Below are 16393 nucleotides of genomic sequence, written 5' to 3' on the forward strand. Positions count from 1 at the left end.
AAATGAGCTCAGGTTTATATTCAATTGGTTTGACTGGACTTCAGTCTAGTAATGCTCGTATTAATACGACAGGGCAGAACACAGCCAATGTGGATACTGAAGGCTATAGCCGTCAGCGAACCGATACGACCAGCTCTCCTGTTGGTGGCGTTGTTATTCATGATACTTCCCGTCTTGTTGATAATTTTGTCAGCGCTCAGATGCGATCTGATCAATCCGATTATGCTTATTATGATACTTATCATTCAATGATGACGGTGGCAGATAACCTGCTAGCTGAAGACAGTATTGCGCTTACTGGCTATTTGAATAAAGCTTTTAATGCCTTGCAGACTGCCAATAACGATCCGACATCTTCTTCTTTGAGAGAGCTTGCCTACTCCAGCTTAAATAATCTTGTTGAGCAATATCAAACCTTGTCGAGTATTGTTTCTCGTCAAGAGCAGCTGGTTGATGAGCAGTTGTCTGTGTCCTTAACAAAGCTCAATACTATTACGACGAAAATATCCGACCTTAATGGCAAGATTTTAAGAGAAGAGGGGCTTTCTATTTCCCCTGCTAATGAATTGCGAGATCAGCAAGAATTGTTAGCAAAAGAGTTATCTCAATATTTGGATATCAAAGTTCAGTTTAGCGACAAAGGTTTAATGACGGTTCAGTTGAAGAATGGTCAGCCTGTGGTCATGAATCAGGATCCGACAGAACTTAAAGTACTACCTGATCCTTTAGATCCTCAAAAGATACGTTTAGTTGTGGATTTTGGTGATTACAATGTGGCGCTGAAGACCAATGAGCTTGGTGGTAGCATTGGTGGTTTGGTCGACTTTAGATCTGAGTTCAGTGAATATGCTGATCGTACTTTAGGACAGCATGCTATTTCGATTGCTGATGCAATGAATGTACAGAATGCCAAAGGGCTTGATGCGAATGGTAACTTTGGTCGAGATCTCTTTGCGTTAGGCGATATTGAAATCTATTCAACTCAGGACAATTTAAACAAATTGTCGGATATATCTGTTCGCGTCTCTGCGGGTGAATCTGCCAAAATTACGAAAGATACCTATGAATTAACCAGAACGGATGATGATCGATTCGCTATTACGAAATACGATGCAAATGGCAGGGCAAATGGACCGTCTGTGATATTCGATCCATCAGTGCTTACACCGGACAGTCATGGTTATTATAAAATTGATGAGCTGGGTTTAGATATCCGAGTTAAAGATTTCGATAAAATTGATGACAACGATGAATTCCGCTTTATTCCAACAGAAGATGCCGCAAAGAACTTGGCACTTTATGCGAAGAATGGTGATGCTTTAGCGTTAAGTGCACCAATTGGTGTGGATACAGATTCAAGTAACTTGTCTGACGCAAAGATTTCGCTCGAATCCATCACAAACACAGATCCAAACACTTCAGCTTTTGCATTTGATGCGACGCTTTATCCAAATGCACCGCATAAAATTTATTTCACATCGCCGACTTCATACGTCGTGCATGATGCGTCGGGTACTGAATTGGCTGAAGTGAAAAATGTAACGCATTACAGTAATTTGTTAGAGCAAGCCGGATTGGCGAGTGAGGCAGGCTTTGATGTGTCTGTGTCTTCTCGCCCTCAAGTTGGTGATGAGTTTTCTATTGGTACAGATAACGTAGGTCCTGCCGATAACTTCAATGGTGTGGCATTGGTAAACTTGCAAAATAAATTGCTTGTTGAAGGTGAAGCGAGCTTAGCAAAAGCCTTCGCAGGCTTTGTTTCGTATGTGGGCAGTAAAACAGCGGAACTTGCAGGGCATGCCGAGTCGAGTGAAATTATCATGAATGACAGCATGGCTCGTCGAGATAGGTTGTCCGCAGTGAGCTTAGATGAAGAAGCAGTCAACCTGCTTAAATATCAGCAGTCTTACTCTGCTTCTGCGCAAGTCGTGACGGCAGCTCGTACCACGTTTGAAACACTGCTCGGGATAATGAGGTAAGTTTATGCGAGTGACAAATAATTTAATTTATGGTCAATCGAGTCGAGCTATTGGTCAGGCAAATGAAAAAATATTAAATGTTCAGGAAAAAATAGCTGCGCAAACTGATATTGTGAAGCCGAGCGATAATCCTGTTGGTGCTAGCCAAGTGCTAATGTATCAAGCTGATACGCATAAGCTTAAGTTGTTCGATGATGCGATGAAGATGGCGACCAGTAATCTTGAGTATCAAGAAGTGGCGTTAGATAGCTTGAATGACTCGCTTGATGAAGTGCGTACGCTTTTCATTCAGGCACAGAATGACATTAATACTCAAGAAGACCTTGATGCCATCTCACAAGAGATTTCGATGATAACGGAATCTATGGCAGAACTGATGAACGCAAGAAGTGCAGACGGAAGTTATATCTTTGCGGGTACTGATTCGTTAGGGCCTCCTTTCGTATTAAACAGCAATGGACGTTACGAGTGGACTGGAAATGAAGGGCAAAAATTTGCTCAAATTTCAGAAAGTATGAAAATCCCAGTAACAGATTCAGGCAAAAAGCTGTTTCAAGATATCTGGACTAACCGGTCCTTTTCTTCTGATTTGATTACTGGGGATGTTTCTTTATCTGCAAAAGTGCAAAACCAAGGTGATTTTGATCAATTCATGGAAGATCATTACGATCCAGAAAATCCTGATTCTAATCGATATTTTCTGACCACTTCGCCTGTACTTGAAGAAGGTGAAAGCGTTGATTTAAACGATTACCTTTATATAGGCTCTAATGATCGAGAAGATCAGCAAAGACGTAGAACATTTGATGGTACTCCAGGTACTTACAGTATCGTGAACAGCGATGGTGAAACTGTTTCGTCTGGTTCTTATACTGCCGGTAAGCCGATTACATTTGGTGGTATGTTATTCCTTCTTCGAGGGCAGCCAGGGGCTGCGGTTGATATTTCTTTAGATCAGCCAAGACGTGATAACGTTTTAAACGAAATTAATGATACCCTTGATGTTCTAAAGAATGAGTTCTCTACACCAGAAGAGCGTGAACAAGCATTTTTTGATGCTACAACCAGTATTAATAATGCTCAGCGTATGGTGGGTGAGGGCCGATCTAATGTCGGTGCAAGATTAAATATTCTTCAAGATAGAGAAGATTTTAGTTCAGCTAATCAGTTATCAAACGCAACTGCTCAAGATAGAATTGGTGGCTTAGATATTTCTGAAGCCGCAACAGAGTTATCTATGAAAGAGTCAGCGTTGACTGCCTCTCAAAAAGTATTTTCGCGTATCAGTAATTTGTCGCTGTTTAATCAAATGTAAGTTTTGGATATAGGGTAAGCAATGCCGGCGTTTAATGTAGAGTCATGCTTTGGAGCTGATATTAATGTTGGGTATTTTGATATTAATGAAATACTCGACATTATGGAGATCAAGCCAAAAGTATTAAACAGTAAGCGCGTGAAAACCTTGATTGGACTGCATGGCCGAAAAGAACGAGTGGTCAGCATTGCCATGAGACAGGTGGCATTTGATGTCTTAAGCTCTACTCTAGATGCTCCTTTTCTTCCTTATGACCCTTACTATGCTAATGATCATAAATTATTAAATAGCCGCCGCGAGCGTTTATATGATGCTCAGGAACGGTTCCTTTTCTTGTGCATGTCTATTGCAACAGGTCGCTCTGTTAAAAGCTTAAAAAAACTTCAGCCGGACTTTAATACCAAAGAATTGCGCGCGAAGCACACCAGAAAGCAGAGTCTATTCCGTTACTTTCGACAAGAGTTAAATGAGCATACCAGAGACTATATTCTCAGCTATAAAACTCGTATGAATGATGAAGGCGAAGGAAAAAGTCCTGCTGAAGCGCCAGCAGCAGAAACGCCTAAACCGACGCCTGAAGTTGCCCAAAGCGAGGCAAAAGTATCGGCTGCTCGACAAAAACATGTTGAAAGTAAATACATTCCTACCTCCTTTGATGATGAAACGGTAACCGCGTTTAAGCTGTTCAAAGACGGACACATTTTATTATCAGCGCAAGTAGAACTTTTCAAACGAGGTGAGCAATTAGAGATACTTGAGCTGATGAAGTTCTGTCGTCGTCTTATTGAGTCACATACTCGCAATAACTTTTCCTTAATGGCCATTCGCCATATCAAAGATGCTTCTACTTATTTAGAGCAGCATGCTATGGGGATGGCGGTTCTTGGAATTCACTTTGCAAAGGCTTTAAAGCTTTCCAATGCTTATATGGAAGTGATTTGCCTTGGTGCCTTATTGTTTGATTTAGGACGTTTCCGTTTGCCTAGCGCAATGATGTCTAAAACGACAAAGATGACCTCTGGGGAGTTTGATTTGTTTCGCAAACACATACAGTTTGGTGAGCAAATCTTGCAAAAGTGTGAAGGTATTCCAAAAGCGGTTTACCAAATGTTGTATGACCACCATGAGAAAGTGGATGGTTCTGGCTACCCTGAAGGTAAGCAGGATAAAGAAATCTCCGTCTATGGAAAGATTGCCGCCATTGTTGATGCTTATGATGCCATGACTTCTGAGCAACCTCATAAACCGTCTATGGGGCCGATTAAGGCTTGGAGGAAAATGCGCGATGAATCAGGCTTGGCATTTGATAAAGAGTTGTTAAGTGTGTTTCTGAAGCATATAGGCAATGTGCCAGTGGGTTCTTGTGTTGCCTTATCAAATGGACGAGTTGGTTTTGTTCTGACATTAAATAAAGCTTTTCAGCCTTCTTTAGTACGTCAAGTTTATAGTCTGACGAATAAGTCCTTTATTGAGCCTTCAGATATTGAATTGAATAAGTCTGCTAACTTGAGAACGGAGGTGGTGATAGAGAAAGAAGTTGACCCTCAGTCTCTGAAGTTGCAATTTATCGATCATATCTCATAATTCACCGTTCACCGTTCACCGTTCACCGTTCACCGTTCACCGTTCACCGTTCACCGTTCACCGTTCACCGTTCACCGTTCACCGTTCACCGTTCACCGTTCACCGTTCACCGTTCACCGTTCACCGTTCACCGTTCACCGTTCACCGTTCACCGTTCACCGTTCATTTCTTATTTTTTGTGTAAAACCTGTTTTTTGCGTTTTTCTTTTCTGTAATTTCTATTCTATAGGGTCTCATTTTTGATCAGTTTGCCTGCTTTTTGTGCTGATTATTGAGGCCGTTTTTCTGAAAACTTTAGTGTTCTATGTGTTTTTTCTTAGCTTTTTTCACATTTTGATTTTTTTCGTCTATTTACGCTTTTTTTTGCCTTTATTTTTAAAGTTATTGACCCCTTGCACGATAACTTTGAGTGACGCTTTTTTATGTTTTAGAAAGTTTTAAAACATGAAAAAAATCAAAAAAATATTAAAGGTCAACGCTAAGGTGTCGATAACTTTAATAAGAGACAAAAACCAAATATATAATTAAATCAAAAGGTTGTCTCGATAATAAAATATTTTTAGGAGAGAAAAAATGGCTTTATACGTAAATACTAATGTGTCCTCGCTGAACGCTCAGCGTATGTTGGATAACTCCAGTCGAGACCTTGATACATCCTTTCAACGTCTGTCTTCTGGTCGTCGAATTAACAGTGCAGCAGATGATGCTGCGGGTCTTCAAATTTCCGATCGTTTGACCTCACAGATTAATGGTTTGAACCAATCTGTACGAAATGCAAACGATGGTATCTCTCTAGCGCAAACTGCAGAGGGAGCCTTGGACGAAACAACTAACATGCTACAACGTATGCGTACCTTGTCTATTCAGGCGGCAAACGGGTCTAACTCAGACAAAGACCGTGTGGCACTACAGCAAGAGATGGCACAGCTATCGAAAGAGATTAACCGAATCGCTGATACAACAACATTCGGTGGCGCTAACTTACTTGACGGTACTTACCAAGGGATATTCCAAGTAGGTGCGGATGCAAACCAAACAATCAGTTTCACAATGGAGTTTGGTGGGCCGAATAACTCGATTGATTACCAAGCGAATAATGGTTTCACCATGTCCGGGTTATCAAATCAGGCATCGTCTCAAGTTAGTGAAACGACAGCTTCTGTATCAACGATAGTAAACGCGCAGAGTATGATTTCGATTATCGACTCTATGATTGCAGCGGTGGACTATAAGCGAGCTGAGCTGGGTGCGATACAAAACCGTTTCAGTTCGACCATTACCAACTTGAGTAACATCTCTGAGAACGTTTCTGCCGCTCGTGCACGAGTGCGAGATGCTGACTTTGCAGCGGAGACTGCAAATCTAACAAGTACGCAAATTTTGCAACAGGCGAGTAGTACCGTTCTGTCTCAGGCAAATCAGCGTCCACAGACAGCATTATCTCTTTTAGGGAATTAATTGATAAATAATTAAATAAAACTGGATGATGTAAAGCAGCACTAGACTGCTGCTTATTCAAAATATTCGAGTATTGTCTCGGGAATCAGGCTACTTCTCTCTCCTAGAGGTGCCTCTTAAGCCGGGTGGATTTTTTCACCCGGCATTTTTTTACCTAAATATTGGCTTTTTCACTGTTTGGGGAATGTTTTAAGAGGTTTTGAAGGGGATGAAGAGAAGGGTGAGGCTTATATCAAAGAGAGCTATGGCGTGAAGTTGATCAAGAAAGGTAACCGCTTTTTGTCCTTGGCTGACTTTGATATGGGCTTCTTATGCAAAACAACGGTAAGAAGAATCTTAGAGGTTTTTATTGAAGTGATATTTTTCAGCTCATCACTTGTTTGTTTCAAGTAAGAGGTGGTGAGTTGATCAGTAAAGGCGGTTTTAAGAGGGCGGTATTTGAGCGAGTGGCATGTTTCATTTTGGGAGATGTTGCGCGTTCTTAGCTATTTGAGCCTATAAAAATTTGTTAGCAACGCTGACTCACAACAGAGTGTTGTGCTGTTGGCTAATGCGAAAAAAAATTGGAGTACAGATTATTCATAAGACAAAGATGGTTAAGAAAAACCATAGAAGCGTAAGCGCATGTTTAGTCGTGAGCTAAAGAGCTGTTTACATCTAATGGTTTGGGTGTGTTTTAAAAAGCACATTCAGATGAACGAATCCGCTTGCCTTGATGTAAGTGATGTTTGCAAAGCGCAGTCTTTTGTAGAGCAAATACTTGTACGCGATAGAACTAGGTCTTTTTTGTGAGGCTTGTAGATGACCGTGAAATGTATGCGTTTGCCTGCGGCTCTGTGTTTGAAAACATTGTTAGTGGGTTCGATTCACATTTCTTACGGGTTAAGCCAAAGGCTTAATTGAGTGCTTTGTTGTGCATTTTTATAACGGCTTTTTGATGGCTTTTTATTAAGCAGAAAAAGATTGGAGTACAGGTTATTAGAAAAATATTGATGACGAAAGAAAAACACAGAGGACAGACATATGTTTGCCTCAGGCTTAAGAGCATTTAGGTATGACGGCTTGGGTGTGTCTAAAAAGACGTGTTCAGGTGAATGGATTCGTACGCTTTGAAAGTAGTGATAGGTACTTTCTTGCTTGGCTCGATTTCTGGAAGCGGCGGACTTAGATGTTTTGGATGGAGCGCTCGATGCTTATGAAGCTTGAATGCTTGTTGGCCACTTGTGCCTGGAATAGTGCCAATGATTTTAAGCTCGATTTACTGGTTGATCCGTTAAAGGGGCTCGATGAGAGCCGTGCGTGATCTATGGCTAGATTATTTGGCGCGTATTTTTTGTGTGGCTGGAAAGCTGGAGCGCAGAGTGTTCGCAGGATTATGTTTGTTAAAGAACATGATCGAGAAATAAGTGCATGTTTGGCTTAAAGCTGAAGGCTGGTTTATGTGTGAGTGAATGGCTGTATTTAAAAGAGCCTGTCCAGATGAGCGAGTCACTGAATTGTCTTGATATTAGCTGTGCTTGTGAAAAGCCTGCTTTTGCTGAGTGAACATTTGTGCAGAGCGAACATTGATGCTTTTTTTTGCGAGGTTTTGTGTGGCTGTAAATCGTCAATGCTTATGGCTGCTCTGTACCTGAAATATGTGAGCAGGTTTGGACGGTTTAGTTGGGCGATTTTTGTGGTTTGAATGAAGGCTTTGTTGTGACTTGTGTTTGTGACAGAGCATTTGCCGCCTACTTTTATCGATCCAAAAAAGGCTCGGATGGTTTGCTGGAAAAGTTGTTAGCGGAGCAGTGTTGGCTAAAAGGCAGGTAAAGCTACAAGTCGTTTTTGGGGCTTATAGCTAAAAAGCTTCTTTGTGTGCTTTGGAAAGTAGGTTTAGACGGATAAATCCGTGTATTGAAAATGGCTACTCAAAAAGAAACACATTTACGCGAGGGCAAATGTTTACTCAATGAGAGTTTTAGCTCTTGAGTATTGCTGATGCTCGCGGGGAAAAATACAAAATTTCGACAGCTAGCTGTTGTTAATTCTAGGTGCGCTTTTGAGTTCTGGAAGGCTTTAGCCACCATGAAATTGAGGTGTCGAAGAAAGGATTATCTTTGTGGCAAAAAGCGGATGCTTTTTGTCTTAATTAGGTGTCTTCTTGCCTTTTTTTGAATTTGAAAGAAAGGAAAGGTGACAGATTGTTTCGGTGGCGGTTTTGTTTAGTCAGTTTTTTGTTTGTTTAAAGTACTGGTTAGACGAAATAACCCGGATAAATGCTCTTTTTTGTGTAAGAAATGTCGATTTCGATGAGAAAAATACATTTTTTATGAAAAAAAGAGAAAAAGATTTAATTGCTTTAAATTCATTTAAAACAATTAGTTAGGCAGATTATTGCCGAATATTGGGAAGGTTTTTTCCGGCTTTAGGAAAATATTTTCCGAAATTGACTAAAGGTTTTCAAACTCTTGTCGAAAACCTTAATACGATCTGCTTCTTTGCAGGACTTAATGAAAATTTAGGAGGCTATGATGGCTCTTTACGTAAATACAAATACTTCATCTTTAAACGCGCAGCGTGCGTTGATGAACTCTAGTAATGAATTGGATGTCTCTTACCAGCGTTTGTCTTCTGGTCAGCGTATCAACAGCGCTGCAGATGATGCCGCAGGCCTTCAAATCTCGGATCGATTGACTTCTCAGGTTAATGGTCTTAACCAGTCAGTACGTAACGCGAATGATGGTATTTCTGTAGCGCAAACGGCTGAAGGTGCTTTGGACGAAACAACAAGTATGTTGCAACGTATGCGTACTTTGGCGATTCAGTCTGCTAACGGATCTAACTCTGATGATGACCGTGTTGCTATCCAACAAGAAATCAAACAGCTGTCTACGGAAATCAACCGTATTGCTGATATCACAACATTCGGTGGTGATAAAATCTTGTCTGGTGAGTACGAAGGTATTTTCCAAGTAGGTGCTGATTCAAACCAAACAATCAGCTTCAGTATGACAGTTGGTGGTGCAGCTAACTCAATTGATTACGCTGGTAATGGTGGTTTCACTATGTCTGGTCTATCAAGCAACGCAACGACTGCACAAATCAGTGTAACAAGTGCATCTGTATCTTCTGTTGCTAACGCTCAAAGTATGATCGACATTATTGACACTATGATCGGTGCGGTTGACTCTAAACGTGCAGATTTGGGTGCGATTCAAAACCGTTTTAGTTCTTCTATCAGTAACTTAAGTAACATTGCAGAAAACGTATCTGCTGCACGATCTCGTGTACGTGATGCTGACTTTGCGGAAGAAACTGCGAAACTAACAAGTACGCAAATCCTTCAGCAAGCAAGTTCTTCTGTATTGTCTCAAGCAAACCAACGTCCACAAACAGCTTTGTCTCTTTTAGGCTAAGCTAGGTAAGATGGTCACGGAAGTAAAGCTGGGACTTACTTATTAAGTAGTCTCAGCTTTTGTTTATTTGGAGGAGATCTTGGATGTCTATTAATACCAGTGATTTTTCTAAACAAAGCATAGGCTATTCTGTTAACCCTGAGCAAAGGGCGGCAGAAGATTTCGCAACGATCCGTCAGGCAAAAGCTAAAGTCGTTCAGGATATGGCCGATACAGCAAAAACCGATCAAGAAGGCAAAGATGCCCGCTCTTCTAGTTCTCCTGCTAAAGTTGAACCACGTGATATTGAGATGATGAATGAACAAATGTCTCAATTGAATGTGCAGTTAACCTTTGAAATGACGGAAGAACGAGAGCAAAATATAGTTAAAGTTTTAGATCAGTCGACAGGAGATGTCGTCCGCCAGATTCCGACGGAAGAGTTTCTCAAAATGTCTGAAAGAATTGATGCTATTATGAGTCAGCTTAGCGATATCAGGGGAACCTTGGTAAATAGTGAGGCATGATTAGGTAGCAAATAATGTAGATACGTTAGGAGATAAAGTTATGTCTATAGGCTCATTGGGTGCCGGGTCTGGTTTAGATCTGGAATCCCTCGTAAAAGAAATGGTGAGCGCTCAAAAAGACGCAAAAGTTCGACTTTATCAAACCCAAATCAATGGATATGAAGCGGAACTATCTGCATTGGGGCAGGTTGGTTCTGCTATTGATACATTTAAAAGTACAGTTCAAACCTTAAATGACGAAGACCTTTTTACTGGGCGTGATGCAAAAATAGCTCAAAAAGAAGGCGAAGAAGTCATGTCTATTACCACAGACAATACTGCCTCAAATGGATCTTATTCAATTGACATCAATCAAGTGGCTAAAGGCAGTCGTGTTATGTCGGCTCCTGGCGTGTTCACTTCCGCTGACGATGTCATCACAAAGAAAGACGATACTCTTACCCTAAAAGCAGGCGACAATGAGTTTTCAATTAATGTTGCTGCCGGAACAACCCTTTCTGAACTTCGTAACTTAATTAATACATCGGAAGATAACTTTGGTGTATCTGCTAATTTAGTGGACGATGGCAACGGAAACCTCTTCTTTACCGCAACATCGACAATTCAAGGTGCCGGAAATACGCTACGCATCTTCAACTCTTCACCTATTGAACAAGAAGCGATTCCTGAAGAAGACGAGGTAGAAGAACCTGTCGTAGACGAAACTCCTGTTGAAGAAGAACCAGAAGAAATAGAAGAACCTGATGAGTTGGATTTAGCCGGCGATGATGTAGATTTCGCAAATGATGGCCCAATTCCTGAAGATGATGTTAAAGAAATAGAAGAAGTCGCCGTTAAACAAACTGTAGACGAGGAAGAAGATACTTCTGAGCCTGAAGAAGACGATGATGAAGTCGCAATAACAAGCGGTTCATTCAGTGGTCTAAGCAGTGTTTCTACAGAAGGTATGTTTGCGGGATTGTATACGCCACTGGGAGAACAAGCCCGTGACGCTGTTATTACAGTCGATGGCATTCAGATTAGAAGCGAGACAAATACCTTTGATAATGCTGTTGCTGGTTTGTCTATCGAAGCATTGGCCGTCACTGATGAAACGACAAAAGTAGACGTCAGCTTTGACCAAAAAACAGTTCAAGAAACCATTGAAGAGTTTATTCAGTCATACAATGAAATGGTTAACTTGTTTAAGCAAAGTACAGGAAAAAATGCAGCCTTAGATGGCAACAGTATGCTCCGTAATTTGCAGTCGTCTTTGTCAACTCAGTTAATGACAGGACGAAGTGACAGTGGTGTTTTTACATCGATTTTTGACCTTGGTGTCAAAATGGATAATAAAGGCGTGTTGAGTTTTGATAGCGCCAAATTTGATGATGCAGTCAAAAGAGGGTACAGCGATATTGTATCTCTAATGACAGGTGAAAATGGATTAGCCCAGTCTCTAGAAAATCTTTTAGATAATTATACTGGCACGACAGGAATGACGAACTCATTAAAAGAATCTGTTCGAGGGTCGATTGATAACACAGAGACGAGATTAGAAGATTACGAAGACCGTATGGTTCGATATGAAGAATCTCTTCGAGACAAGTTCACAGGTTTAGATTCTCGTTTGGCGAATATGAATGCTCAAGGGAACTATTTAAATACTGTTTTAGCTCAGATGTAATTTATAAAAAATTGAAATACAGACGTAATGGGGTTATTTATGTACAAGAGTAAAGGGATCCAAGCTTATAGAAAAGACTCATTAAAGTCTGACTTAGCTTCCGCTGATCCTCATCGTATCATTCAACTGCTAATGCAAGGTGCACTTGAAAAGCTTGCTTTAGGTAAAGGTTGTATTGAGCGCTCTGATTGGGAAGGCAAATCAGCCTCGTTAACCCGCGCTGTTGAAATTATTAATGCACTGAGAGATGCGTTAGATAGAGATGTGAACCCAGAATTAGTGGATAATCTTGAATCCTTGTATGAATATATGACTGTGCGCATCACGGAAGCGAGTGCCACTAAAGATATCTCAATCATTGATCAGGTTATGGGACTACTCTTACAAATCAAAGGGGCTTGGGATCAGATTTCCCCTGCGGATAAACAAGCTGCGTATGACGAAAGAAACGAAGCTCGAGTTGAGGCGGTTTAATGCTTGATGTGTCTCACTTAACGGAGTTAAGTGCTGAGTTAGAGCAATGTGTGATAGACAAAGACATTGAAAGAATACAGCTGTTATGCGAAGAAAATGACAGCTTCATTCGCACTATCAAACCGTTTCCGAACGACCAAGAAAGTAACAACAAAATAAAGCAATTCATCACTATTCATCAATCTGCTACACAACTTATTCGTGATGTGCATAAAGAAATGCAGCGACAACTCTATATAACGAATAAAACCCGCAAAGGGGTCCGGAAATATAAAGGCGTAAAAAATGCGTAATGAGGAATCAACACCTTCTCTTGAGTATGCGGAAGCATTTGTTTCCTTATTTGAAAAAGGTGTAGAACGCCTCAAAGAGCATGATCAAGAATTGACCGACCGATACATCCGTAATATGACGGTATTTTCTCGGATCATGCCGCATATCTCAGAATCTTTTCAAGGTTACCAACCTCAAAAACGTCATATTTATATGGAAGAGAGTGGCGATTTAAACCTCTTTCGTGACGATACTCGAACTCCACTTTTTACCGAGAACCCTAGAAAAGAAGCTGCTGAGAAAGTTGCTCAAGCTTTTAAAGCACCAAATAAAACGGTATTGAATTTAGAGCGGACTGAGAATCATCCGAGCCGTCATGTTCATTACAGCAATAAAATGCTCGACCAGGTTAAAATCCAGTTACAGGGCCTTGAAGAATCAGAAGGCTGGCCTGAATTTGTTGGCTCGACAATCCTATTTGGTCTTGAATTTGGCTACCAGCTAGAAGCGATTCTTGCGCAACGCTCTATCAAACATTTGTACATATATGAGCGTGATCTGGACCTTTTCTATTATTCATTGTTTGCCATTGAATGGGAGAATGTCTTAGAAACCTTCAATAATGATGGCCGTACAATACATTTCTTTTTAGGAACAAACGCTGAAGACTTTACTGACAAATACCTTCATCAGCTAGAAGAAAATGGCTACTTCATGGCGCCAGAAACCTACCTGTATGTGTCTTATTCCAGCTTAGAAAATAATGCTGCTATTGATTACTTTAAAAAGCATTACGCACGCCAAGTAATGGGGTGGGGCTTTTTTGATGATGCTTTGATCGGTATTGCACAAGGATTAACGTCACTGCCTAAAACGAAAATTGCTCATTTTCCTGGGCAAGATGCTTTACCTAAATGGGTAAAAGATATTCCAGTGTTCATTTTAGGAAATGGCCCATCATTGGACCAAGGTATTGAGTTAGTTAAAGAAGTTCGAGACCAAGTATTGCTGATTTGCTGTGGTTCGACGATCAATACACTGAAGAAGCTAGGTGTAACACCAGATATTCATGTGGATATTGAACGATTGAAGCAGACGGTCGATAAGTTCCTATTTTTGGACCAAGATTATCTAGATAAAATTTGGGGCTTGTCTGTCAATGTGATGCATCCAGGTCTTTTCGATTGCTTCAAACGTTCTGGCATGGCGATGAAGCCGGGTGAAGCGATTACCTCTTTAATGCTAAGCCAAGCTCGCTCCCATGGTGACACAACAGAATACGTGCAGTTGAATTATTGTAACCCTGTCGTGGCGAACTTAGCTTTATCCTATGTTCATTTCTTTGGTTTTAATAACGTTTATTATCTTGGCGTTGATAATGGCTTTAAAGACAAGACGAGCCATCATTCTGTGCACAGTGGTTATTACAAAGATGGTAAAGAATCTGGCTTCCAAACTTTCCAAGAGGCAAAACTGGTCGAGCGCGAAGGCAATTTCGGCGGTACTATTTTTGCCACAGGAATGATGGATACTTCACGAGTGCAGCTTGAATCATTAACGCGGCAGCTCAATAAACGTCGAAATTTTGCCAGCTTCAACCTGTCTGATGGTGCTAAAATAGAAGGCGTAACGCCGCTGCACCTTGAAGATGTTTTGATCATGGACCCAAAAATCAACCATCAAGAAGTGATTGATATTTTGGAGCGTACCTTTTTCACTGAGCCGCCAGAAATGTTGTTAAACCAATCTGCCGAAGCGCTTATTTCAGTGGATGACTTCCGTAAAATCAGTCGCACCTTGCAACAAGGGTGGGATGAAAACATCACAACGCGAGAGCAAGTGTGTGATTTACTTTGGTCGCATCATCGTCATATTTACTTTTTAAAAGGCAGTATTCATCGTCATATTTATGACCTGTTGATTGGCTCCTTTACTTATTCCTCCTTCTTGATCATTCAATTTATATTTAAATATCAGAATGAAAAGGAAACCGTGATGCGTGCTCGTCACCTGTTCGAACAGTGGAGTGAGTTTTTAGAGGAAATGCCAAGCATGCTTCAACAAGCCTCTGAATACGTTGATGAAGGTAACGATCACCTCATCACATATTATAATGGCTAATAGGAAGTGAAAGCCTTTATCCGAGCGGATGCCTCTGTCGAAATTGGCATGGGGCACAGAGTTCGTTGCCAAGCATTGATTCACGCATTTCAAGCTTTGGGTTGGCGTTGTGAGTTTGTCGTTCATCGTCATTATGCTGAGCTTTCAGACGCGAGCGACCGAATCATTGATTCAGAAGCAGATTTCCTGCCATTAGCGAAACAGGCTGACTTGGTGATCTTAGATCATTACGGTTATCAAGCTTCAGACATTAACCGTTTATACCAGCATCAAAAGAATTTACTGGTGCTGGATGATATGAATGATAGAGGCGATTTTTCGGCTACTTGGGTGCTAAATCCATTGAATGAAATGTACGCTTCCTCTGTTCAGTATCCTCTCACTGGCAGTCAATATGCTTTATTAAGACCCTATTTCTCCCAAGCTTTAAAAACACAGGCAATGGAAAAACATTGTCCTAATAAGCTGCTGATTACTTTAGGAGGAACTGACCCTCTTGCCCTCACTTTACCTATTTTGCAGTCTCTTTTGTCTTCGGGTTTCCCCAAAGAAAATATCTTGGTGATGCTTGGGAAGAACGCAGTGAATGCCGAATCTGTCATGACCTTCTGTCAAAAGGAAAGTATAGAAATTGAAAGGGGCGTGACAGACGTAACGCCTTTGATGAGCCGCGCCAAAATGGCCATTTCTGCCGCTGGTGGAACCTTGTTTGAGTTAGCTTGTTTGGGGGTTCCTACTGTCTTTGCACAAGTGGCGGACAATCAAACACGATCATTGGAGCAGCATCTTCCATTAGATTGGTGTCGCACAGTCCGTTTTGATGGTGTCACTCCGGATATCCAGAAAGAGCGAGTAACACTTCTTGTTAAACAACTGCACAGCTTATGGCTAGATGAAAGATGGCAAGAAAAAGCTCGTAAAACAGCGCAGAGTTTAGTGGATGATCAAGGTGCGAACCGAGTAGCAAAAACGATTCATACACATCTTGAAAAGGTACAAAGCAGAGGTTCCGACTAAGCTACATAAGGTTTTTCTCTGGCGATACAATCCTGTAAGTGGTCATTTACCATACCAGTCGCTTGCATAAACGCATAACAGGTCGTTGCGCCAAGAAATTTAAAGCCTCTTTTCTTCAGGTCTTTTGCAAACTTCGTTGATATTTCAGTTACCGCTGGTACATCTTCGTGTGTATTTATTATGTTGCTTATGACTTTTCTGTCGCTGAATGCCCAATAGTAATCACTGAAAGAACCGAACTCCTCTACAATCTTTAAAAAAGCGTTGGCGTTATTAATGGTGGCTTCTATTTTAGCACGATGTCGAACAATGCTTTCATCTACTACTAATCTGTCCACATCCTCTTTCGTCATGTTGGCTACTTTGATTGGATCAAAATTATAAAATGCCGCTCGATAACCTTCACGTTTTCGTAAAATGGTAATCCAGCTTAGACCTGCTTGAGCGCTTTCTAGTACAATGCATTCAAATAGCTTTTGGTCGTCGTAAACAGGCACACCCCATTCGGTATCATGATAATGAATGTATTCGGGCGATCCTAAACACCAAGAGCAACGTACTTTTTCCATGAATGACACTCCGCGATTTATGGCTTTTATAAT

At 41.0% G+C, this 16393-nt stretch carries 12 protein-coding genes; 11 read left to right on the forward strand and 1 reads right to left on the reverse strand.

Features of this window, described 5'->3' with window-relative positions; genetic code table 11:
• Positions 1 to 2 precede the first annotated feature (2 nt).
• The 11 genes from flgK to pseG all read left to right on the forward strand — a co-directional run bounded on the left by flgK (position 3) and on the right by pseG (position 15791).
• Positions 3 to 1979: a flagellar hook-associated protein FlgK gene (gene flgK, locus AC0L46_RS11650; RefSeq protein WP_414680567.1), complete on the forward strand. Its 1977-nt coding sequence runs from the start codon at positions 3 to 5 to the stop codon at positions 1977 to 1979.
• 4 nt (positions 1980 to 1983) lie between these two features.
• Positions 1984 to 3294, forward strand: a complete 1311-nt coding sequence (gene flgL, locus AC0L46_RS11655) for a flagellar hook-associated protein FlgL (RefSeq protein ID WP_473503762.1) — start codon at positions 1984 to 1986, stop codon at positions 3292 to 3294.
• Between the two features lie 21 nt (positions 3295 to 3315).
• Complete coding sequence (locus AC0L46_RS11660) at positions 3316 to 4878, forward strand: HD-GYP domain-containing protein (protein WP_473503764.1); 1563 nt, start codon at positions 3316 to 3318, stop codon at positions 4876 to 4878.
• A 573-nt stretch (positions 4879 to 5451) separates the two neighbouring features.
• Positions 5452 to 6336 (forward strand): flagellin N-terminal helical domain-containing protein, encoded by an 885-nt coding sequence (locus AC0L46_RS11665; RefSeq protein WP_473503766.1) that lies wholly within the window; start codon positions 5452 to 5454, stop codon positions 6334 to 6336.
• A gap of 2513 nt (positions 6337 to 8849) precedes the next feature.
• On the forward strand, positions 8850 to 9734 hold the full coding sequence (locus AC0L46_RS11670; RefSeq protein ID WP_414680783.1) for a flagellin N-terminal helical domain-containing protein: 885 nt from the start codon (positions 8850 to 8852) through the stop codon (positions 9732 to 9734).
• Positions 9735 to 9817: 83 nt separating this feature from the next.
• Complete coding sequence (locus AC0L46_RS11675) at positions 9818 to 10240, forward strand: flagellar protein FlaG (RefSeq protein ID WP_414680561.1); 423 nt, start codon at positions 9818 to 9820, stop codon at positions 10238 to 10240.
• Between the two features lie 40 nt (positions 10241 to 10280).
• Positions 10281 to 11906, forward strand: a complete 1626-nt coding sequence (fliD, locus tag AC0L46_RS11680) for a flagellar filament capping protein FliD (protein ID WP_473503768.1) — start codon at positions 10281 to 10283, stop codon at positions 11904 to 11906.
• Between the two features lie 39 nt (positions 11907 to 11945).
• The gene (gene fliS, locus AC0L46_RS11685) at positions 11946 to 12380 is read left to right on the forward strand and encodes a flagellar export chaperone FliS (protein ID WP_414680559.1); all 435 of its coding nucleotides are present in this window, start codon (positions 11946 to 11948) and stop codon (positions 12378 to 12380) included.
• Positions 12380 to 12673 carry a hypothetical protein gene (locus tag AC0L46_RS11690; protein ID WP_473503770.1) on the forward strand — a complete coding sequence of 98 codons (294 nt, stop codon included), beginning with the start codon at positions 12380 to 12382 and terminating at the stop codon, positions 12671 to 12673. The genes fliS and AC0L46_RS11690 overlap by 1 nt, the downstream gene beginning before the upstream one ends.
• The gene (locus AC0L46_RS11695; protein WP_473503772.1) at positions 12666 to 14774 is read left to right on the forward strand and encodes a motility associated factor glycosyltransferase family protein; all 2109 of its coding nucleotides are present in this window, start codon (positions 12666 to 12668) and stop codon (positions 14772 to 14774) included. Before AC0L46_RS11690 ends, AC0L46_RS11695 begins: the two co-directional genes overlap by 8 nt.
• A gap of 6 nt (positions 14775 to 14780) precedes the next feature.
• Positions 14781 to 15791, forward strand: coding sequence for a UDP-2,4-diacetamido-2,4,6-trideoxy-beta-L-altropyranose hydrolase (gene pseG, locus AC0L46_RS11700; protein ID WP_473503774.1), 1011 nt, complete (start codon positions 14781 to 14783; stop codon positions 15789 to 15791).
• Here pseG and AC0L46_RS11705 read toward each other — a convergent pair.
• Positions 15788 to 16360, reverse strand: a complete 573-nt coding sequence (locus AC0L46_RS11705; RefSeq protein WP_473503776.1) for a DNA-3-methyladenine glycosylase I — start codon at positions 16358 to 16360, stop codon at positions 15788 to 15790. The two genes, pseG and AC0L46_RS11705, sit on opposite strands and share 4 nt — an antisense overlap.
• Positions 16361 to 16393 lie beyond the last annotated feature (33 nt).

This window comes from Marinomonas sp. 15G6-16 (assembly GCF_055809555.1).

Excerpts from the sequence above, each read along its gene's own strand:
- flgK (WP_414680567.1), top strand. The coding sequence starts at position 3 with ATGAGCTCAGGTTTATATTCAATTGGTTTGACTGGACTTCAGTCTAGT.
- flgL (WP_473503762.1), top strand. The coding sequence starts at position 1,984 with ATGCGAGTGACAAATAATTTAATTTATGGTCAATCGAGTCGAGCTATT.
- AC0L46_RS11660 (WP_473503764.1), top strand. The coding sequence starts at position 3,316 with ATGCCGGCGTTTAATGTAGAGTCATGCTTTGGAGCTGATATTAATGTT.
- AC0L46_RS11665 (WP_473503766.1), top strand. The coding sequence starts at position 5,452 with ATGGCTTTATACGTAAATACTAATGTGTCCTCGCTGAACGCTCAGCGT.
- AC0L46_RS11670 (WP_414680783.1), top strand. The coding sequence starts at position 8,850 with ATGGCTCTTTACGTAAATACAAATACTTCATCTTTAAACGCGCAGCGT.
- AC0L46_RS11675 (WP_414680561.1), top strand. The coding sequence starts at position 9,818 with ATGTCTATTAATACCAGTGATTTTTCTAAACAAAGCATAGGCTATTCT.
- fliD (WP_473503768.1), top strand. The coding sequence starts at position 10,281 with ATGTCTATAGGCTCATTGGGTGCCGGGTCTGGTTTAGATCTGGAATCC.
- fliS (WP_414680559.1), top strand. The coding sequence starts at position 11,946 with ATGTACAAGAGTAAAGGGATCCAAGCTTATAGAAAAGACTCATTAAAG.
- AC0L46_RS11690 (WP_473503770.1), top strand. The coding sequence starts at position 12,380 with ATGCTTGATGTGTCTCACTTAACGGAGTTAAGTGCTGAGTTAGAGCAA.
- AC0L46_RS11695 (WP_473503772.1), top strand. The coding sequence starts at position 12,666 with ATGCGTAATGAGGAATCAACACCTTCTCTTGAGTATGCGGAAGCATTT.
- AC0L46_RS11705 (WP_473503776.1), bottom strand. The coding sequence starts at position 16,360 with ATGGAAAAAGTACGTTGCTCTTGGTGTTTAGGATCGCCCGAATACATT.